Source organism: Bacillus massilinigeriensis, from assembly GCF_900111815.1.
GTDB classification, from domain to species: Bacteria; Bacillota; Bacilli; order Bacillales; family Cytobacillaceae; genus Mesobacillus_C; species Mesobacillus_C mediterraneensis.
Map to the genome: position 1 here is coordinate 2,438,760 of NZ_LT630004.1, position 21,182 is coordinate 2,459,941.

Annotated in this window: 15 protein-coding genes and 3 pseudogenes; 5 read left to right on the top strand and 13 right to left on the bottom strand. The window is 40.6% G+C overall.

What is annotated here, in order from left to right; translation table 11 throughout:
• Positions 1–23 precede the first annotated feature (23 nt).
• From BQ5796_RS17420 to BQ5796_RS12835, 6 genes are all read right to left on the bottom strand, one after another.
• Positions 24–128 carry a methionine/alanine import family NSS transporter small subunit gene (locus BQ5796_RS17420; protein WP_074033965.1) on the bottom strand — a complete coding sequence of 35 codons (105 nt, stop codon included), beginning with the start codon at positions 126–128 and terminating at the stop codon, positions 24–26.
• 1 nt (position 129) lies between these two features.
• A complete protein-coding gene (locus BQ5796_RS12815) occupies positions 130–1,638 on the bottom strand; it encodes a sodium-dependent transporter (RefSeq protein ID WP_071460580.1) in 1,509 nt (502 codons plus the stop codon).
• 313 nt (positions 1,639–1,951) lie between these two features.
• Positions 1,952–3,055 carry an HD-GYP domain-containing protein gene (locus tag BQ5796_RS12820; RefSeq protein WP_071460581.1) on the bottom strand — a complete coding sequence of 368 codons (1,104 nt, stop codon included), beginning with the start codon at positions 3,053–3,055 and terminating at the stop codon, positions 1,952–1,954.
• A gap of 152 nt (positions 3,056–3,207) precedes the next feature.
• Positions 3,208–3,510, bottom strand: a complete 303-nt coding sequence (locus tag BQ5796_RS12825) for a YunC family protein (protein WP_071460582.1) — start codon at positions 3,508–3,510, stop codon at positions 3,208–3,210.
• A gap of 66 nt (positions 3,511–3,576) precedes the next feature.
• Complete coding sequence (locus BQ5796_RS12830) at positions 3,577–4,926, bottom strand: bifunctional metallophosphatase/5'-nucleotidase (protein WP_071460583.1); 1,350 nt, start codon at positions 4,924–4,926, stop codon at positions 3,577–3,579.
• Between the two features lie 313 nt (positions 4,927–5,239).
• Positions 5,240–6,130, bottom strand: a complete 891-nt coding sequence (locus tag BQ5796_RS12835) for a LysR family transcriptional regulator (RefSeq protein WP_071460584.1) — start codon at positions 6,128–6,130, stop codon at positions 5,240–5,242.
• Between the two features lie 180 nt (positions 6,131–6,310).
• Here BQ5796_RS12835 and BQ5796_RS12840 point away from each other — a divergent pair, with 180 nt between their 5' ends.
• Entirely contained in the window at positions 6,311–7,792 is a 1,482-nt protein-coding gene (locus BQ5796_RS12840; protein WP_071460585.1) for an SLC13 family permease, read from the top strand.
• Positions 7,793–7,811: 19 nt separating this feature from the next.
• The gene (locus BQ5796_RS12845) at positions 7,812–9,053 is read left to right on the top strand and encodes a 2,3-bisphosphoglycerate-independent phosphoglycerate mutase (RefSeq protein ID WP_071460586.1); all 1,242 of its coding nucleotides are present in this window, start codon (positions 7,812–7,814) and stop codon (positions 9,051–9,053) included.
• Positions 9,054–9,165: 112 nt separating this feature from the next.
• On the opposite strand, the gene BQ5796_RS12850 is transcribed toward BQ5796_RS12845, so the two are convergent.
• Entirely contained in the window at positions 9,166–10,395 is a 1,230-nt protein-coding gene (locus tag BQ5796_RS12850; RefSeq protein ID WP_071460587.1) for an erythromycin esterase family protein, read from the bottom strand.
• 418 nt (positions 10,396–10,813) lie between these two features.
• Here BQ5796_RS12850 and BQ5796_RS12855 point away from each other — a divergent pair, with 418 nt between their 5' ends.
• The 3 genes and pseudogenes from BQ5796_RS12855 (at position 10,814) to BQ5796_RS12860 (ending at position 15,137) form a co-directional block, all read left to right on the top strand.
• The gene (locus tag BQ5796_RS12855) at positions 10,814–11,488 is read left to right on the top strand and encodes a hypothetical protein (RefSeq protein WP_071460588.1); all 675 of its coding nucleotides are present in this window, start codon (positions 10,814–10,816) and stop codon (positions 11,486–11,488) included.
• Between the two features lie 13 nt (positions 11,489–11,501).
• Positions 11,502–11,657: pseudogene (locus BQ5796_RS18440) on the top strand (M14 family zinc carboxypeptidase); the annotation flags it as partial.
• A gap of 441 nt (positions 11,658–12,098) precedes the next feature.
• Positions 12,099–15,137, top strand: coding sequence for an efflux RND transporter permease subunit (locus tag BQ5796_RS12860; protein ID WP_071460589.1), 3,039 nt, complete (start codon positions 12,099–12,101; stop codon positions 15,135–15,137).
• A gap of 148 nt (positions 15,138–15,285) precedes the next feature.
• On the opposite strand, the pseudogene BQ5796_RS12865 reads toward BQ5796_RS12860, so the two are convergent.
• From BQ5796_RS12865 to istA, 6 genes and pseudogenes are all read right to left on the bottom strand, one after another.
• Positions 15,286–15,765, bottom strand: a pseudogene (locus tag BQ5796_RS12865) (recombinase family protein); the annotation flags it as partial.
• Between the two features lie 686 nt (positions 15,766–16,451).
• Positions 16,452–16,916 (bottom strand): hypothetical protein, encoded by a 465-nt coding sequence (locus BQ5796_RS12870; RefSeq protein ID WP_071460590.1) that lies wholly within the window; start codon positions 16,914–16,916, stop codon positions 16,452–16,454.
• Positions 16,917–16,918: 2 nt separating this feature from the next.
• The gene (locus tag BQ5796_RS18445) at positions 16,919–18,757 is read right to left on the bottom strand and encodes a hypothetical protein (protein ID WP_234969339.1); all 1,839 of its coding nucleotides are present in this window, start codon (positions 18,755–18,757) and stop codon (positions 16,919–16,921) included.
• A gap of 95 nt (positions 18,758–18,852) precedes the next feature.
• Positions 18,853–18,960 (bottom strand): annotated as a pseudogene (locus BQ5796_RS17425) (T6SS immunity protein Tdi1 domain-containing protein); the annotation flags it as partial.
• Between the two features lie 64 nt (positions 18,961–19,024).
• A complete protein-coding gene (istB, locus tag BQ5796_RS12880) occupies positions 19,025–19,753 on the bottom strand; it encodes an IS21-like element helper ATPase IstB (RefSeq protein ID WP_071458437.1) in 729 nt (242 codons plus the stop codon).
• The gene (istA, locus tag BQ5796_RS12885) at positions 19,750–21,165 is read right to left on the bottom strand and encodes an IS21 family transposase (RefSeq protein WP_346190295.1); all 1,416 of its coding nucleotides are present in this window, start codon (positions 21,163–21,165) and stop codon (positions 19,750–19,752) included. The genes istB and istA overlap by 4 nt, the downstream gene beginning before the upstream one ends.
• Positions 21,166–21,182 lie beyond the last annotated feature (17 nt).

Below are 21,182 nucleotides of genomic sequence, written 5' to 3' on the forward strand. Positions count from 1 at the left end.
TTCGCCGCTCTTTACCTTTTCTATTAGGAGTTTTTCGCCTTGCTGACAGCCATTGCAACGCTTGCTGCAAGACCTCCCCATATGATGACAATACCGACAACCATCATCGCGATTGCGCTAGTTGACATGTTAGGACGCCTCCTTTTTTGAAGGGAATTGGAGCATTTCCCTATCCCATTTCACCACCATCAGCACAAACCCTACAAGCAATGCAGTCACGGCAACACCCCACCCTGCAACAAGCAGGAATTCTGTTGGATATCCCTCGTAATTGCTCTTAATATTCGTAATGATGTTCTGGACCATCATATAGCCAAGGACAACCGGAGTAATTGCTCCAAGGAACACCCGCCACCAGCTGCCAATCATAATATCAGAAATGGTATTAGCATGCGTTTGAAGACCTTTTAGCTCCTTCACAAACCAAGCGATTACTACGACTTCCACAAGCCCTGCGAGTGCGACTCCAAACTGGTTGATGAAGTAATCCGCAGCATCCAGATAATAAAGGCCGCCTTTTGTCGCAAACAGAATGGAGAGCAGCGCGGAAGTACCACCGCCGATAAGCACTGCTTTTTTCCTAGAAAACTTAAACTTCTCTTGTGCTGCCGCTACGTACGTTTCCACAATAGAAATAAGTGATGTCAACCCAGCAAGCGTAAGACAAAGGAAGAACGCTACTCCGAACAGACCATTGAATGCTGGGAACTCACTGATGATTTGCGGGAAGACAACGAATGCCAAACCAACACCAGCAGATACTACCTCGCTGACCGGTACTCCTTGCTGTGCTGCCATAAAACCGAGTGCTGAGAAAACGCCAATACCGGCAAGAAGTTCAAAGCCAGAGTTCGCAAAGCCCGTAATGAACGCACTATTGGTCAAGTCCGTTTTCTTAGGCAAATAGCTCGAGTACGTAATCATAATGGCAAAGCCGATGGATAAGCTGAAAAAGATTTGCCCATATGCTGCCACCCAAACTTTCGGGTTGGCAACGGAAGCCCAGTCCGGCTTAAAGAAAGCATCGAGCCCCTGTGCTGCACCATCGAGCGTGATCGCCCTGAATACGATAATGAGGAACAAACCGACAAGCGTTGGAATCATAATTTTGTTTGCAAGCTCAATCCCTCGCTTTACACCCTTCAACAATACTCCAAGCGTGATAAGCCAAACTAGAACGAGTGGAATGAACACTCCTGGAACAATTCCGCCAGGCGCTCCTGCAGTTGCTGGAAGCTGAAGATAATCTCCAAAGAGGAAATCCTTTGGGTTGTCACCCCATTTTTGATTGATGGAAAAAATGGTAAAAGACATTGCCCAAGCAATAATGACAGCATAATAAGTAGAAATGACAAAGGAGATAGCTACTTGCCACCAACCAAGCCATTCGAATTTTTTATTTAGCCTTGCAAACGTTAGCGGAGCAGAACCTCTGAATTTATGGCCTAGTGAAAACTCAAGAATGAGCAGCGGAATTCCCGCAGTCAGCAATGCAAACAAATACGGGATAAAAAATGCTCCTCCTCCATTTTCATAAGCGACAGCTGGAAAACGCCAAATATTCCCTAACCCTACTGCCGAGCCGATTGCCGCTAGAATAAATCCAGCTCTCGTTCCCCACTGTGGACGATTTTCCATTCAATAAACCCCCTGTTTTCCCATCATCTTTTTTTGAAAAAAACTAAAGACTTGGAAAGTTTTATATTTTCTGACTTCTTAAGAGATAGTATATCTCGACTCATCTCCTTTGTCAAAACGTATTTGTAAAATAGTATTGGAATATGTAGAAAAGTATTTTCCATCAAGAACTAATAGCTTGAACGTGACTCGGAGAAATAGACAAAAACAAGAAAAGCCGGTTCAATTCTTAAAACGGAATTGAACCGACTCTTATTCAGGACCTCAAAAAAGTTTAAAAATCAGCATATTTTCAATGCATGATGCAGGCAATTCACTGTTCATTTTTTCCCATAGCTGTTGCATCGCAACCTGTAATAAGTATGGAGGCATGCTGCCGTAAGTCCAGTTCATATGGCTGTACCCTTCGCCCATTCTCCTGAAGAATACGCACAACTGGGCGGCCGTTTGAGCCTTTATGCTGAGACGAAACTACGCCAGAGCAGCCGTTGTTCAGTTCCACTGAAAGTCCTGCCGGATAGATGACTACCGCCCTTTTAAAAGCATCGATAACATGTGAGTCATACTTCGTCCCATATCCTGCATAGAGAACCTCAAGCCCTTCATGCGGCAGCATCGCAGCCCTATATACACGATTTGATGTAACAGCGTCAAAAACATCGGCCACGCCTAGAATTCTTCCAAATAAATGGATTTCCTGCCCCTTCAACCCTCGAGGATATCCGGTACCATCCAGTCGTTCGTGATGCTGGAAGGCGCAATGGGCGGCAAGGAGTGGCAAGCCCTCGACGTTCCGTAAAATTTCAAAGCCTTTCTCAGCATGTTCCTGGATGACCTTAAACTCGTCTTCCGTCAATCTTCCTGGTTTCATCAGGACTTCGTGAGGAATGTTCATCTTTCCAACATCATGAAGCATTGCTCCAACGCCAAGTACTTCTAGATCACGCTCAGAGAGCTTCATTTCAAGACCGATGGCAAGCGTATATAGAGTCACATTCAGAGAGTGTGTGAAAATATAGTTGTCATGTATAATAATGTCGGATAAAAGGTTCAAGAGCTCCTTGCTTCCTGTAAGTTCCTTAATGAGCGAACGGATAAGGAGTTTGAACTCTTTCGCACTGTTTTCCAGTACGATAGCAGGGGAAACGTTAAAATTTCCTTCAAGCTGTTGGAAGGTAGTTTGAATGGTATTGTATGCTGCGACTCTCAATTCTTCGGAAACTGGATTGGCTGAAATAATATCTGCAGTATCTGGATCTTCGATATAAATATAATCAATCCCGAATCCGATAAGCCTGGCAATAATGCCTGCTGTCAATGCTGCTCCCTTGTTCAGCAGAATTTGCCCATTGTCATTGTAAATAGCTTTTCCGAGTGTTGAACCGAGATTTGCCTCCGATGTCGCAATAAGTCTCATTGAAGATTCCCACTTTAACTATGTATTGTGAACTCTATCCTGCGATTGGATTCCCCATCTATTCTATCATAAGACAGTATCATTACCCGCCTAATTTCGACAAATTCTTAAACTTTCAAGCTGCATGAAAAAAACAGCCCTATTGAGCTGTTTTACAGCATTTTTACTAAAGCTGTTTTACCTTGCATACCTGCAGTAATTCCGAGACGCTCTGCTTCAATCGTTACAGATTCCAGGGGTGCGTCAAGCAGTTCTTCCAATGTACGCACTCCTACCGCGCGCCCGGCAATGATTTTCCTTCCTGCAAGCCTTTCATTCAGCAGGGCAACATCCAGCGCTCCGCACATGATATAACCTTTGTCAGCCGTTACTGCAAGCAGGTTAGTTTTGGGCAGCTTAACAGTCACACCGATAAAAGTTTGTTCTCCGACTGTAATTGGCAGCATTTCAATCACGCTTAAAGCCCTCCTTTCCATCACTAGTACCACTTTATGATTGTTGATGGAAATGGGTGAATGCAGCTACTCCAGTTTGAGGATTGCATTTCGAAGCAGATCCCTCATGAAATCCGGCAAGAAATATTGCTTCTTTGTGCATCGATATATTTCCGGAAAGAATCGTCCGAAAGTAAACATATCAGGAATTGCCACCGTATATTCTGCTTTATATTCCAGTGATCTTCCATTTATTACGAACATTCCCTCACTTTTCGTTACTCCCGAGAACACCATTTTTCCCATGACGGTTCCTCTGAATCCCAGCCCTCTGATCTGCATGCTTGTCCATTTATCTGTCATCGCTTGGAGTAACACTTCCTTCAATTCTGCACCTGTGAGAATAACAGTACATGGGTTGATAGGATGCGGACATACAGATAAAAGGTCGTATTCCGTGACGGTATTTTGGAGCCCGCCCAAGAGCAGCCCGGCATTTAGGAATGCGACATCGCCACCCGTGAATTGTTTTAATTCGTCGCACAGCAGTTCAGGTAATCCTTGTGTAGCCATAGCATCACCAGGTATGGGTTTTTCTAACGTTTTTACAGGAGTCTGGAGGAGTTGTTTTCCTGTATGATATAATATTTCCGCTTCCGTATCATCCACGCTGCTTTGTTCCGTCATATCATATAAAAAGGCTTTTTTCGCCGATGGTCTTATTTCTACCTCATTCAGCTCTATTGTAATATGGCCAATAAATTGCCCGTACTTTCCAGCACCACAAATGAGAGTATCTCCCACCATTTTTCCTTCATGAAGGATATGATGAGTATGGCCGCCAATAATCACATCAATCTCTGGGAACAGCTCGGCAATTTTCTCATCCTCATGAAGACCAAGATGGGATAGCAATAGGAAGACATCCGCTTTTCCCGCTAGTTCTCGCAAAGCCTTTTCCAATTCATCATATGGATCGGTTACTTTCCAGCCCAGAAGGTCATAGAAGTGGGTGTAATTGACGGTAAGCCCAATAGCGGCAATCCTTTTTCCAGATTTACTATGATAAATCTGATAGGGATTCGCCCATGCTGGACGTTCTCCATCTTCATTATAAAGATTGGCTGCAAGCACATGAAAGGCTCTCTCGTCATACATTTCATCAAGGTTCTCATAGGAAAGAGTGATTCCCTCATTATTTCCTATCGTAATTGCATCATAGCCTGCTTCATTCAAAAGCTGGCAGTTACCTTTCCCTCTTGTAGCATCTGAATAAGGGTGCCACCTGTCCATATGGTCGCCAATATCAAAAACAAATACATCGTCGCCTTCCTGTTCATGCCAAGCTCTCCTGTCTTGCAGCAATTGTCTGATGCTCTCCCAATGCTCAAAATGACTATGTAAATCATTGCTATGATAAATATGAATCGTTTCCATCGTCCCTCATCCCTTTTAGAACAAATCAAGCTGACTTGGTGCCAGCCCTCAGTTTATCACGTGGCGAAACCTTTTCATTATAAATGGGAATCATGGTCCCCCAACCTGTCAAACCAATAGAAACCATGATCGATCCCTCCTACCTCCACATAATATCATATCCGCAAACCATACTAGTGTCTTCCAGCTCTTCTTCTCCACTGAAAAGGATAATAATCCTTCTTTAACGGAAAAATCCACCTAATTTTCCCAATCAGGCGGATTTGGTTCGTGTACGTTTATTCTCTATTCGTTAAAAAATTACCTATGCAAGTCATACAGACTTTTCATCCAGCAATGAAATTAATTGCGTAATTGCCGGTGATAAGTGGATCCCTCGATGATGCACATAGTTTATCCCTCTGAGAAATTTTACCCCTTCTATAGGAACCTTTACTAATAGTTTATGTTTAATCTCATGCTTAATAGCTAAACTTGAGACGATGGATACACCAAGCCCATGGATCACACTTTGTTTGATAGCCTCTAAACTGCTAATTTCCATATATTCAGAAGAGCTGAACCCGTATTTTGCAAATTCCCCTTCTAAATAAGTACGGGTTGCGGATTTATTAGGTTTCAATATCATCGTTTCATGAACTAAATCCTCTAATGTACATCCTCCTTTTCGGGCAAGGTGGTGTTGGTTATTAACAATCAGTACAAGTTCATCTTGAAAAAAGGTTTTGGCTTGAAAGCGAGACTCATCTATTGGTATTCGATTAGAAAGAACCAATAATTCTACCTTGTTAGACTCCAACATATTAAGCAAATGCCTCGAATTGGTAATTTTCATATTAATTTTGATTCCTGGGAATTTCTTGTTAAAGCTGCTAAGGATAGCGGGAAGAAGGTAGACTCCAACAAAATTGCTTGCACCGAAAGATAGCGTTCCGTAAGATAAATTGTCAAACTGTTTAATGTGTTCAATCGATGTCGAAAAAAGATTAATCATTTGCTCCGCATAGGGTTTGAAGTGCTCCCCTTGTTTGGTAAGATATAGTTTTTTTCCGATTCGATCAAATAGCGGAAATCCTAAATCCCTCTCCATACTTTGAATTTGCATACTGACAGCAGGTTGTGAACAATACAGCAGTTCTGCTGCCTCTGTGAAATTTAAGCACTCCGATAGAGTAATAAAGGTTTGCAGTTTCGTTAAATTCATATTGAAACATCCCTTCTTCTTCTTGCATAAAACCATTTGCTATTTTTTCCATATATCCAGTTCTATGCTTAAGAAACTATAAGGTTTTATTATGGTAATATAAAATAAATCAAATTGTATTATAACATGAGATTAAATATACTGAAAGCGAATACAAGGCAAGCACAAGGAGGGTTTAAGATGACATTGAAAAATGTAAAAACGAGTGAAAAAGAACCGTCGGGCAAGCAGAAAGGACGTTTTGAGGCTGGCATGAAAAAATGGGGAATTCCCATCGCTATTATTGTTGTTTTTTCATTACTGTTTATGCCTGCTCCAGAAGGATTAGAGCCAGCTGCCCAAAAATCAATCGCAATCTTCGCTGGTGCATTGGTTCTTTGGATAACAACACCAATTCCAATCTACCTGACATCGTTGATTGCCATTTTATTGCTGCCATTAGTGGGAGCGGTCGAAGATCAAGAAGTAGCTTTTGGAACATTAGGATTTGACGTTATTTGGTTAATGGTTTCTGCATTTGTCTTAACCTCGGCTATGATGAAGTCTAATTTAGGTAGAAGATTCTCTCTATGGATGGTCACGAAGTTTGGAAAAACACCTACTCGAACGTTAATCGTTTTGGTCATTATTAATTTTGTTTTAGCGTTTTTCGTTCCATCGACAACAGCACGTGCAACACTTATGTTACCTATTTGCTTAATTTTATTGGAAGTCTACAAAGCTATTCCTGGAAAGAGTAGACTTGGTAAAGTGATGATGCTTCAAGGGCTTCAAGCAGATGCCCTTGCAACTTCGGGTGTCATGACTGCTACGTCAGGTAATATCATTGCAGTAGGTTTCATTAACGAGCAAGCAGGTGGAAACCTCGGTTATATGGATTGGCTTTTTGCCTCTATGCCTGCTTCTATCATCACGATGACTATCACCTTTATCATTGGGTTAAAGCTATTCTCCATTAAAGAAGAAGGTAACTTTGAAAATGTAATGGAGACGTTAAAGGGCGAGCTGGCGAAATTAGGTTCCTTCTCCGTAGCAGAGAAGAAAGCATCAGCTATTTTCATTCTGACCGTACTATTGTGGGCTACAGGAGACTATCACGATGCTTGGTTCGGTTTTGAAATTAGCACTGAGCAAACTGCGGTTATTGCGGCACTCCTCTGTTTACTTCCAAAAGTCGGAATGCTTGAGTGGAAAGATGCAAACATCAAATGGGAACTTATGATTTTCGCAGCAGGTGCCTATGCTGCAGGAAATGCATTGGATGAATCTGGTGGCGCTGTATACCTTATCGGTAAGGTAGTGGACGGTCTAGGAATTGACCAGATGAGTCATGTTATGGTAGCAATAGTAGTCATATTCCTCAGTATGTACAGCCATCTCATCTTTACGAGTAAAACGGTGAGAGTTACGATTTTGATACCAGCATTCATTGCATTGGCTAAAACATTAGGTATGGATCCTGTACCTCTTGCACTCGCAGCCGCAATGACGATGACATTTACGATTACACTTCCGCCACACTCAAAAGTGAATACCATTTATTTTTCATCGGATTACTTTACCATCGTGGATCAAGTAAAATATGCCGTTATCACTTGTTTTATTGGTGCATCCGTTATTTGTTTCGCCTATTTCACTTGGTTTGGCTTATTGGGACTATAAGGTTTAGGAGGAGAATATCTTGTTGAACAGAAAAGTTATCATGGCGATTGCCGATGGACTTGGTGATCGACCACATCCTTTGTTAGGTGGTAAAACACCATTGGAATATGCCCGAACACCAAACCTGGATCGTATCGCTTCAGAGGGAATTAATGGTATGATGGATTTGATTGCTCCTGGTATTCCAGTAGGAACAGACATGGGACATCTCATTTTATTTGGCTATCAGCCGCATCATTATCCTGGGCGAGGACCCATTGAGGCTCTTGGAATCGGAATGAACGTTAAACCTGGCGATATTATCTTCCGCTGTAATTTTGCCACAGTGAATGAAAACGGGATTGTAGTCGATCGCCGTGCCGGAAGAATACGCGAGAAAACGGATGAATTAGCACAAGCGATTAGTGGTTTAGAAGTTGAAGGCGGGGTAGAAATTGAATTTATGCCGGCAACAGAACATCGTGCCGTGCTCATTTTGCGAGGACCTGGGTTAAGCGATAAAGTGAGTGACTCAGATCCTAAAGCTCCTAATGACGGTAAACCTTATCATAAAGTAGAACCTTTGGATTCCTCTGAGGAAGCTAGGAGAACTGCCAATATTTTGAACTTGGTTCTTGAAACGGCACACTCCATATTATCATCTCACCCCGTTAACGCGGAACGTATAGCAAATGGAAAGCTGCCAGCTAATTTTATCCTTACAAGGGGAGCTGGCCAGATGGTAGACATAGTTCCTGTCGCTCAAAAGCTTAAGATAAATGTAAGCTGTATTGCAGGTGAAAGTACGGTTTTAGGCGTGGCAAAACTAGCAGGTTATAAGACTTTCACAGATAGTAGCATGACTGGAAATATTGATACTGATATTGAATTAAAAGCAAGGTTGGCTATTGAGGAAATAGCTGATAATGACTTCGTTTACGTCCATATGAAGGCACCGGATGTGAAAGGCCACGATAATGAGCCCCATGAGAAAGTAAGATCGATCGAGTTATTCGATCATATGGTTGGTCTCATTTGCCAGCAGTTACCTGAAAATGTGTATATCGCATTGGCGGCCGATCATTCGACACCTTGTGAAGTCGGGGAACATACAGGTGAACCGGTTCCAATCGCTATTGCTGGTCCGAGTATACGAAGAGATCGAATTTTGCAATACAATGAAATCGATTGTGCTGAGGGTGGACTAGGTAATATATCCGGCAGTGACTTTGTCAGAACCTTACACGGGTTATTGGGATTTGTTAAGAAGCAAGGGAATTAGGGTGTTTTCGAGTGGCGGTAACGGTTACCGCCACTTTTTAATGTAAGTTCCGAATAACATATAGGCTGCCTTTATTGGTATCCCCCAGCCCAGTCACCGTTTAAGCCAGTTTTCACTCCATTTCTTCTTCATTTACATTACGAGTGAAATAAAGAGGAGGGTGGACATCCTTAAAAAAGAGCAGTGCATCATAGTGATCATTTGGATAGATAATTTTTGGCGCCAATCCCATCAACCCGGATTCCAGCAACCACCATTTCCGGTTAAACCATATATTTTTTTCCGCTGCTTCACCGGTTAGATTCAATGGTAGAAATATGTTTTGTTTTGTGGCTTCATTTAGTAATGACTCTAAGTGATTCTTTTTTTCAGCATCTATCTCTAATTCAACCCGTAACTGGGTTGCAAATGTTCCGCTACCCGCATAAAAGCCTATTGAATAAAAATCATTGGGATAATTCTGCTGTAACCAATATCCAACTGATTTAATTCCAAATATTTTTGAAATGAATGTTTGTGTTTTTCTGATATGAAAGTTGTGGGCCCAGACAATAACTTTTTCACCCTTGTAATAGTTATTCATCAGCCATTCCAAGTTTTCGTACATTAACCTTCCCCTGAATATCCCTGAGGACAAGAATCCTTTAAGACTAACTTCCAGCCATTGTACTCTGTTCCTTATACCTTGGTGAATCACTTCGAACATCCTACTATCATTACTCCCCTGACCTTCTATTCGTTTTGAGTCGATAAGGTGCAAAATCTTGTGATATTCTTTCATTACTCCCTTCATCCTAGACTTTAAGTGCTTCGTTACTTTGAACATGATTTCTTTATCTAACTCCCAAAAAAGCAGTTCCACTTTTTTTAAGGAGTCATAAAGTTCGATATCTATATGATTCCTAATCCACTCCAGCATGTGTTCAGATATTAGGGGATATGTGGGTTGAATATCCATCCCACATATTTGCAAGTTTTCGGCCCAATTTTCAGTAAAAAATGGTTTCATTTCCTCATTATGATATATATCAAGGAAACAATTCTGTATCTTTTCCTTTGCAGAATAATTACTTAACAGAATCTTGCACATCGTCGCCTCAATTAGTCCGCTTTCGAAAACGACCACATTATATCCATGATTCTTATGTAAGTAACGGATTATATCAATTTTTGCAGAAAAATAATCTGCAACACCATGGCTGTTTTCCCCAAGAAGAATAATTCGCTTATCTTTTATATGGTGATCAATAAATGAGTAGTCTTCCTTTTCAATTATATTGCTAGCTTTTTTTTGGATTTGTTTTATCCAACTATTTCTGGTTTTCTTTCTAACAAAAAACATGAAACACCCTCATTCATATAACAAATTCAAATATGCTGGTTTTTTGGATGGCACTTTATATTCTTTAAAGACAAACTCTTTTATCAATAGTTTTCTGTTGGAGGTTCAAATGGCATTTGTTTCGACCCCCTTTTAAGAATATTACATTTATTTTAACATAGAGTTGTAAAAACATGGGGCTGTAGTGTTTCGCTCATCTAGTTTGACTATTAAAAAACAAAAAATGCTCAACGAAGTCATTTTATGCAAAGAAAAAGTCTTTTATAATAGATAAGTCAGGTAGTATCGCTATTTCTACTCAGTTGTTCCTTTTGAAAAGGGACATTTAATGTGAAAGCGAGGTCTCGATCTCAATATTAATCGACATTGGGATTAACCGTCTGACATAATATTCAGAAATATATGGAGGTGGAATGAAATTCGAAAAAAATTAGGGTGCTTACATGCCCATTATTCAAATATTGACTATTTAGAAAGTTCTTTTTCCCATTATGATATTGAATTAATACATTTTGTTGACCCCGCATTAATGTTACTTTTTACATCAGATGATAGTTTCCAGGAAACAGACGTTAAAAGTAAAGTTAAGGAGCAATTAGAATGGATTGCCCGATGTAATGTTGATGCTATTCTTATTACATGTACAAACTATATTGCAATTTTAAATGAAGACCAACCTTCAATATCAGTACCGATTATTAAAATTGATGAACCATTCTTTGATTATATTTGCAATATATATCAGCCTCAGATAATTTTATTTTCAAATCCTGCAACGGTTAATGGTACAATGGAACGTCTTAAATGTTTTGCATATAATCAGCAAAAGTCTTTGGATTTAGAGGTTATTGTAATAGAAAATTCTTTTGAATTGATCATGCAAGGATTAAAAGAAGAATATAATAATGTAATTTCCAACTACTTAAATCAGATCATTAAGGATGAAAATAAAGTTATTTCTGTAGCTCAATTATCTATGGTTGATGCTTCTCAGCAAGTTGAGAATAAAACATCTAAGACTATTATTAACCCATTATGTACCCTAGTAAATTCCGTTGTTAATCAACTAGACTTAAAAATAAAAATCAATTAGAACTACTTACCAAGCCAACCAATACCGCTTTGACTTCTCCAAGCAAATGAACCTTGCCGCCTATAATGCACTGTAGTCGATTGGCGGCAGCTCCCCGTTCAACAATATCACGCTTTATGACCAGAACGTTGACCTCCAAGGCACAGCCCTCGGCAGCTTTGCCTTGGACCTTCCTCCATCATATATCCTTACGGGCAACATCAAAAAGTTCGCAAGTTATTCGCAATTTGAAAGTTTAGAGGATTTCACCTAGCATGCGGAGCAGTGGTTAAGGGAGTGCAAAGCCACATTCACGAAGAGTGAACTTGTTGGGCTAAAGCAGCTGATTCGCTTCTCCTCAGAACTTCCCGGCGTTTGCAATTTCCGAATCAGCACGATATTGCAAACAATTGCTGATGAGCATTTCTGCTGCGGCATTTCTCGATAGGCTTAATTAAGGAGTGGGTCAACTCGGAATGGCTTACTTATTTACGAAAACTTCACCAAATTGTGATTTACTTCTATATAAAGAACGATTATAATTCATTTGGATTCAGTTAATCCTTTTTGTTACAGTTCAACTATATATTTGCAACGTACAAATTTTTCTACTTTAAAGGGGGAAATGGGAATGACGTGGCTTACAAAGTGGTCTTTCCGAAATAAGGCTGCTGTATTTCTTACGACCGTTCTGGCATTGGTTATCGGAGTTATAAGTTATTTTACATTGCCAATGGAATTCTTGCCGACTGCTGACAATCCACAGGTAACAGTCGTTGTTCTTGGTCAAGGTATGGATGTTGAGACAATGGCCGATACGGTAACGACGCCAATCGAGAAGTCCGTTGCTTCTGTAAAAGGAAAACGTGATGTATTCTCTACAACGGGAGACGGATTCTCCAAGGTGGATATTCACTTCGAAGCCGAGACAGATATGAAGCAAGCGAAGGATAATGTGCAAGAAGCATTGAATGGAGTCGAGCTTCCGGAAGCCACAAATAAACCCAATGTAGTCCAACTTAATACAGACATGATTCCAATTGCTGATATTTCAATGACATTCGAGGATGGACTCACAAAAGAAAATATTAAACTGGCAGATGAAAAAATACTTCCAGCTTTTAAGGAGATTAAGGGTGTTGGAAATGTATCCATGTTCGGGAAAGCCGTAGATGAAGTTTCGATTCATCTTGATCACGAGAAACTGAAGGAGTATAATCTTCCCGCTCAAGCGGTGCTTGGCGCCTTGAAGGACCAGAATATTGCTGCTTCCGTAGGCCAAAAAACCATTGACGGGAAAGCAAGCAATATTAAAGTGGTTGGCACACTCGACAGCCTGGATGACCTGAAGGATTTACCGGTACTATCAGGAGTGAAGCTTGGGGATGTAGCTACACTTCAAAAGGCGAATCAGGATGCAAATATTACTCGTATCAACGGGGAAGATGCCTTACTGGCCATTATAACAAAGGATAGCAATTCCAACGCAGTGGCAATCGTGAAAGAGGTGAAAAAACAAGCAAAGGATCTTTCAAAGAAATACGAGCATGCCAACGTAACTGTATTCTTTTCTACAGCTGATATGGTTGTCACCTCTGTAACCAGCATGGTGAAGGAAGTGCTGCTCGGGGCATTATTTGCGACTATTGTCATTTTATTCTTTTTACGGAACATTCGATCGACATTCATTACGATTGTCTCGATCCCGCTATCTTTATGCATGACATTGATTTTACTGGCACAATCAGGCATTACCTTAAATATTTTGACAATCGGTGGCGTGGCGGTAGCAGTCGGCCGGCTGGTAGATGATAGTATCGTAGTGATCGAGAATATATTCCGAAGAATGCAGCATGAGAAATTTTCAGTCCAGCTCGTCATAGAGGCTACAAAGGAGGTTGCCTCGGCAATCACATCTTCAACTCTTACAACTGTGGCCGTATTCCTGCCGCTTGGATTGGTTGGTGCGGGATTAAAGGATTTCTTATTGCCGTTTGCTTTAACGGTCACTTATTCTTTACTGTCCTCTTTACTTGTGGCCTTGACAGTTGTCCCAATCATGAGTGCGGGGTTGCTGAAAAATGCAAAGCTGCCTAAGCATCGTACGCCAAAGCGATATGTTTCCATGCTGCAATGGTCATTGAATCATAAATGGGTCATTTTGCTCGCATCTGCTTTTCTGTTCGTGGGGTCAATCGGGGCCTATCTTGGCATCCCTAAAGGTGCCGTGGATAGCTCGGATGCGGAACTTGTCAACGTTTCATTGGATTATCCAAATGAAACCCCAATGGAAGAAGTCCGTAAAAACACATTGAAATTAGAAGAATTTTTGATGGCCCAGGATGAACCTAAATCATTATATACACAACTGGGGAATAGTACGGATGCAGCTCAATTTGGGTCAGTAGAATCCCCAACGAAGGCTTCCTTTACCATTGTCATGAAGAAGGATGTCGATGCCCAGGAATTTATTGATATGGTAAATGAACAGAAAAATGATTATCCAAGAGCGGAATTGACAGCTAATTCAGGCTCCCTTACAGGCGGCAGTTCCACTGCGATTACAATCGATGTCGTAGGCGACCGAATGTCTGACATTGAGTCAACAGCCGCCAGCATTGAAAAAGAAATTAAAGATATTGAAGGTGTCGAGAAAGTAGAGACGAATCAAGAAGAGAAAAAACCTGTTTATACCTTTAATGTTGATTCAACAGTGGCTAAACCCGGTGAGGTCTCACAACAGCTGGGCATGCTGCTGAATCGCATTCCGGTCGGAAGTGTCACACTCGATGGAATCAATACACCGGTATTCATGGAACCTGTCCTGAACCCCGGATCGGAACAAGATCTGGAAGGAATCATGATTTCAGCCGGACAGGATTTAGTACCAATTACAACTGTTGCGAAGCTTAAGGCGGAAAATAAGTCAACACAAGTACTTCATAAAGATGGGGAGCCTTATTTACGGGTACAGGCAACCGTCGACCCAAAACAGCTATCGGACATCTCAAAAGAAATCAACAGCAAGATACATGGGACCAAACAAGAAGAAGGGATAGACGTACCTGATAATGTAGAAGTAATGGTAGGTGGTGCTTCCGTTCAGCAGGCGGATGATTTTACAGATTTATTTATCACAATGATTACATCCATCGGGATTGTCTATTTAATCATGGTCATTACGTTTAAAACTTTACGTGCGCCGCTTGCCATCCTGTTCTCCTTGCCACTGGCAGCCATTGGAGCCATTCTTGGCCTATTGGTAAGCCGGATTTCAGTTGATATTACAGCGCTTCTTGGCGCGTTGATGCTGATTGGAATCGTCGTTACAAATGCCATTGTGTTAATCGACCGTGTTAAGCAAAACGAAGAAAAGATGATCATGCGTGAGGCTATTCTGGAAGCAGCCGCTACCCGAATCCGGCCAATCTTAATGACTGCGATTGCCACCATCTGCGCGATGCTGCCATTATTATTTAAAAAAGCCGAAATGGGAAGCCTTGTATCACAAAGTCTTGCGATTGTCGTTATTGGTGGTTTAGCGGTCTCTACTCTATTGACATTGATCGTAGTTCCGGTCATTTATGAATTGTTCCACTTTAAAAAATCTAAAAAACAGAGAATCTCTCAAGTCATAGCACAACCTGGAGAGGAACATGTCTTGAGGTAAAGTTTAGAGAGGGGGAAGCCCTTGTGATATGGGTGCTTTCTCTTGTGTTTAAACATCCGATATAACTGAAAGCAATCAGGATGTGCTTTTAATCCGCGGCTATCTCCTAAAAAAGGGGATAGTCTTTTTTATGGTTCTATAATATTAGATAACCACCTTCCTTCGCCTTTTTATTTCTCCCCTTTGTTAGTTTGAGGGCAATTTCAAGCCGTTGTATTGGTCTAATAACTCCATTAAGCCATTACCAAAAAGTTGTTAGGATCTTTCTTATGGATACTGTAAAATGGCTGTTCAATGCTTTTAATGTCACATCCATATTTCTTTAACTCTCGTTGTATCAACACCTTTACAATATCTGACCGCCATAATCGGCCTGTGTTTAGCACCACCACATAATCAATTTGGACAGACGAAAGGTGAACCAACATCTCCTGTAAGCCCACCCTATCTATTTCCAATGCTTCCTCATTCAGTTTTGCACCACTAATTCCTTCATCTCTAAAAAAATGTATCAAGTTAAAACCCTGTTCTTCACAGTATGCTCTAATTTCTTCTTTTGATATTTAAAGCTATATCCATCTCTTCCCTACACTTGAGTTGAGACTCGTATATACCCAACAACGTTCAACTTTTCACCCTCCCGTTACATAAATTTTAATTTTCGTAACGCTTTTTAGCGAATAGCGAGTATTATACGACCGTCTCTTGTAAAAATACAACCCAAAATTTATATGCCAAAGCAGTATAAGAAACACTCTTATACGTTACCCATTGTTATCACCACGAGCTTTGTCATTCTCGTTAGTTTTTTAGCCAATCCATGTCATAACTACCCCTACCTTATAAAATGTCATCTCGCCTATTTATCCAACTTTTCTTACTATCCAAGTATTAAAACGATACTCCATGATGGTACAACCATCATGAGCTTTCGATTCTCAAACAAATCACATTCTTATTGTTTCACTCAAAATTTTCACTTTTTATTATTCATTATCTTTATGTATCCGTATCGTTACCACCTTTAGCATTACGAGCATTGTCATTGTCTTTAGTTTGTGGTTTTGCAGTATCATAAGTCCCCACACCATGTAAAATGTCAAATCACCCAATTCTCGTACTTTTCTTATTATTCCTATATAAAATAAAACTCCATGATGGCAGTACCTTCATGGAGTCTCTATTTTCAAACGTATCATTGCTCTTTTTGTCCAACTCAAATATTTTAATTGTATTTTAGTTCACTTGCTTTATGTGCCTATACGTAAAACCCTTTCGTATAACTAGTTTAGGCACTAGAGTGCTCTAAACACGTTACCTTTCCTCTTTGCACAAATGATTGTAATGACCAAATTCAGGAAATACATCCCAGTTTCTTTCAAGGGTATCGCTAGTTTTGCGCTCCTCGACTGAACCGGTCTTTAAATCTCTCTTTTCCATTGCTATATAGCCATCTTCTCGGAAGCCCAAAATCAAGCTACTTACTTCCGTGTCAGTTTCATCATCATATTCCCAATACATGGCTGTTCTTAAAAAAATCTTACCATCACTCATAACTTCAAAATCATAATTTAAATATTTACGAATCAGGTCATCATAAAACCCCACCGAAACCCATTCATTTGTAACATTTACAATATACTTAGGTTTCTCATCCTCTAATAATACCGCCGTATATGGTTCTTGTTTTTGATGGTATGTGTATGCAGTACGGTCATCAAGTATGTTCCAAGGCTTCTTTTTGATGTCCGACCATTCGTCACAATAATAAATTTTCATAGTCAATTATACACCTTCCCTTTAAAATCCCTAATAATAATCCTGTTTTTTGTTGCCTCATCAAGAATTGTTTGCGGAATTGGTTTATTTTGAACAGGTATTTCTAATATTAATTCACCTTTAAGTCGCCCTCCTTTGAGAGCGTTAGGATTAAAAGTACCATTTGATATTTTAGAACCCGAAGAATATTTTTTTGTGATTTCATTTAAGTAACTCTTAGCTGTCTTTTCTTGCACTTCACTAAGTTGAGTGAATTTTCTCGATACTATTTCCTTGTTGGGTGCATATGAGTCAACTACGTACTTTTTGCCCCCTACTTCTTTTGCTTCCAACTCTACCTCATTATAAGGGTAACGAGGACGATTTTCCTTATTAAAATTATTACCTGCTTCCCAACGCTCTTTAAACCAGTCTGGTACAGATTTCTTTTTAAGTGTAACATCATCCGTACCCTTAGTACTCCGATCCACAACCTTCGCAAACTGTGTGAACTGGTCGTTGATGGTTTTGGTTTTGAGGCCGTAGGTGGTGATGTTGTTGAAGCCGGTGGAGACGACTTGCTTTTCGATGCCGACTGGGATTTTCAAGCCTCCAAGGGCACGGCCGACTTGGGCTAGTTCACTTCTGGCTCTGGAAAGAGCACCTTGGACAAATTTGTTGCTGAATGGTGCCTTTACGGCCTTGGTGAATTGGCTTGCGGCGCTGCTGATTTGGCCTGAGACACGATTTTTGAATCCCGAAAATGCTTTGTTTCCGCCGATGAGATTATCTATATTTGCTTTTATATTACCAGAAAAGCCCTTGGTTTTTGAAACAGGAACCTTGCCGGCGACCTTTGCGACCTTTGCGACCTTTCCGAGTTTCCCGACAACCCCCGCGGCGGGGATAAATGATGGCGCAGCACTACCCACCAAGTAGGCAATGCCTTCTTTTTCATATGTGTCCGAGAATGACTGCCCAATCGCCTCAAATACGCCGCCTGGATCATCGATGACCTTCATGGCCGCACTTTTATATTTATCAATGGTGGCATCGGCTTCTTTTTTCAAGAAATCAGGTTCAACTGGATCTGGAATTTGGGAAGACACCGAAACGACAATGGCATCTTTCGCTAGGATGAGGACTCCGCCAATGAGACCAACCACCCCGATGAAAAGCCCCTTCAACAATCCCCATGAAACTTCTCCAACTACTTCAAATACGTCTCCAACGCCTTCCCAAAAGTTTGTATACTTATTTTTGAGATTGGCTGCTTTATCGCTAAAAGTATCATCCGTATTCTCAAATTCAATGACCTTCGTTTTATGAATTCGGTACAATTCATCCATTTCGTTATTAAAACGAGTCTGGGAAGACAGTATCCTTGAGCGAATTTTATCCAGCTTTAATTCATTGCTTTTACTCTTTTCCTTCTCTTCATCAGTTGGATTATCGATCATTGCGGCTAAGAAGGAAGGAGACCGGTGAGTAGCCATAAGCGCACCTTGCATATTCATTACGACAGAGTCTCTGATTTGATCAAGGTTATAGGCAATATCATTCCGGTCTACCCGCATCATCGCATTCCTTGACAGGGGGGCGATATGGGCAGTAGTTCGCTCTACATAATTCTCAAACAGATTGGTAAGATCTTTTACTTGCTTGCGATAATTTTTGATTTCCCTCTTAATTTTCTGCAACTGGTCTTCCCATGCCTCGACACTTTCTCCCTCGTTCAGGGAAATGAAAGCATTGATTTTTTCAAGGGAGGCTTCCATCTTGTCCAGCGCATTTTTATAGGTATGAAGTTGTTTAATAATGTTGTCGAGAATGCCATAATTAATCTGCAGGTCGCGCTTCATTTCGCTCCCCCCTTGATTAAAAAAACAAAAAACACCTATTGCCTATAATAAGCAATCAAGTGTTTAAAGTTAATTCTGTAATATAATTCTTATTGTTACTGAACTGGTCCCATAAATTCAGTAATAATAAGAATATGTTCCTTCAATTTGACCTTTTTAAGATTTTCTGCTTTATCTGCTCCACCTAAACCAAGTAGGGGTGTATTTTGCAAGGAAAAAGTGCAGAAGAATGCAAAGGAAAATGCACAACTTTGCCAGCCCTATCTATTACCTTCTTTTTGACAATGCATGAGATAGACGGTAACTCTCCCCATGGAATGAGATGATATGGGCATGGTGAATCAAACGATCCACCAAAGCGGCGGTTAACCTGGAATCGGTGAAAATCCTGTTCCATTGGCTGAATTCCAAGTTTGAGGTTATAATTAGACTTTTCTGCTCATAACACTCAGATATTAACTGGAACAATAACTCTGATCCCTCTTTTCCGAAGGGAAGATACCCCATTTCATCCAGAATCACTAAGTCTAGTTTCTGGATTCTTTTTCGGAAGGCGGATAACCGGTTCAACCTCAAGACGTTCTCTAACTCTTCTACCAAATGAGAAACTCGATAAAAACCTACTTCAAACCCCAATTCACATGCTTTTCTTCCTAGCCCTGTTGCTAAATGGGTTTTCCCGGTTCCAGGTGTTCCGACTAGAACTACGTTCTCTCTTTGTTCAATAAAATCCAGACTGTAAAGTCTCTCTTTTGTCATCTGACCAGGCAACCTCATTTGCTGTTCATGCCATTCAAATGTTTCAAGACTTTTCCGATCCAAGAATCCAGCCTTCTTTATTAAACGTGTTATTTTCGCTCTCTCCCTTAGCTTCAATTCCTCCTCAAATAAATCATTTACATACTGTTCAGGATTATCAAAAGGGATCTTGCCATAAATGTCTGGAATGTAGGCCAAACGAAGAGACTTGCACTTACTTCTGAGATCGAAAGTCATGACATAGCCTCCTTAGTTCCGGCCAAATTATCATATTTGGACCATTCCACATCAAAAGGATTGGCTTGTGTTCCAAGCTTTTCTTCCTCTATTAGTTCATAAAAATTCAAGTTAATTCCCTTCATATCATGTGTAACAAGCAGAGCTGCCAAAGCCTTCAGACGTTCCTGACGAATGGACAAATTATCCACCATTAAGTAATTTCGAATCCTTCCTGGTAAATATTCATGATAACGCGAGTAGGGAAGTGCTCGGGGTTTCTGAATCCATCCCTTTACAATGGACTGCCAAGGCAAGGCCTTTCTTTTATTCATGTAAGGACGAAAGTCCTCGAGCAGAATTTCGCCATCTGGTGTTACCACTTTAAAGGAGTCCCAAGTGCATTGAATATATAGAATGCCATAGTTTGCTGCTTTAGGGACATGTACCAAAGTCTGATCAAGCCTTATTTCATTATACTTATTCACCTTAACCTGTTCTTCTTTGAAAACGGGATAATCTTGCTCAGGGAGGGCCAAAAGATGCTTGGACTCTTCCTCCCATAAATCTATTATTCTGACCTGTTTTTCATAATGAACGCGATCCCTGTCTTCTGCTAATCTCTTTTCCAGTTTCGATGTGAGATCATCAAAGTCTTTCATAACGGGGGCCTTGCTAAAGAAGTTGTAGCGGATATATCCCACCTTATTTTCAACATTCCCTTTTTCATGGCCGCTTCTGGGATTACACACTTGAACATCAAACCCATAATGGTTTTGAAATTGTATAAATGCATCTGTCAGTTGCGCCTCTTCCACCTTTGAACGGGTCTTCTTCACTGCCGGAGTCAAATTATCGATTCGGATTTTAAGAGGTACTCCTCCGGATTGACGAAAGAGCTCTTTTAATCCATGAAGGAAGCATTCTTGATTTTCTGACGGCAAAGGTACGGAAAATCCAGCATTGCTGTGAGGGTAGGACATCACCAAAGCTCTGATATCAACAAGCTCTCCATCTTGTACAGCCTCCATCACGCCGAAGTCAACTTGGGCTTCAGCTGGAGGATGAGTCAGCCTTTCAAAGCCCCGATCCTTTTCATCCTGATGGGTATTCTCCCAATCTTCGATAAAGTAACAGACTGTTCTATAGGACCCTTTGAACCCGTGATTTTGTAATTCCTCAAACAACTGTTTCTTAGTCCTACGGGACTTTTTCTTTAGTTTGGAATCCTCCGATAACCAATCAGTAACCATCTCCCCCCATTGACCTTCATACATCATTCCTTTCCTTTCTCGTATTTTTGATGCAGGTAGTTGATCTCCATCTGCGTATTTTTTGGCTGTTCGCCAGTTGATTTTTAGTGTCTGTTTTATTTTGTTTACTGATAATCCTTTTTCGTTTCGTAATTTCTTGATACAATTAATATCGGACATTGTTAGCATCCCTTCTA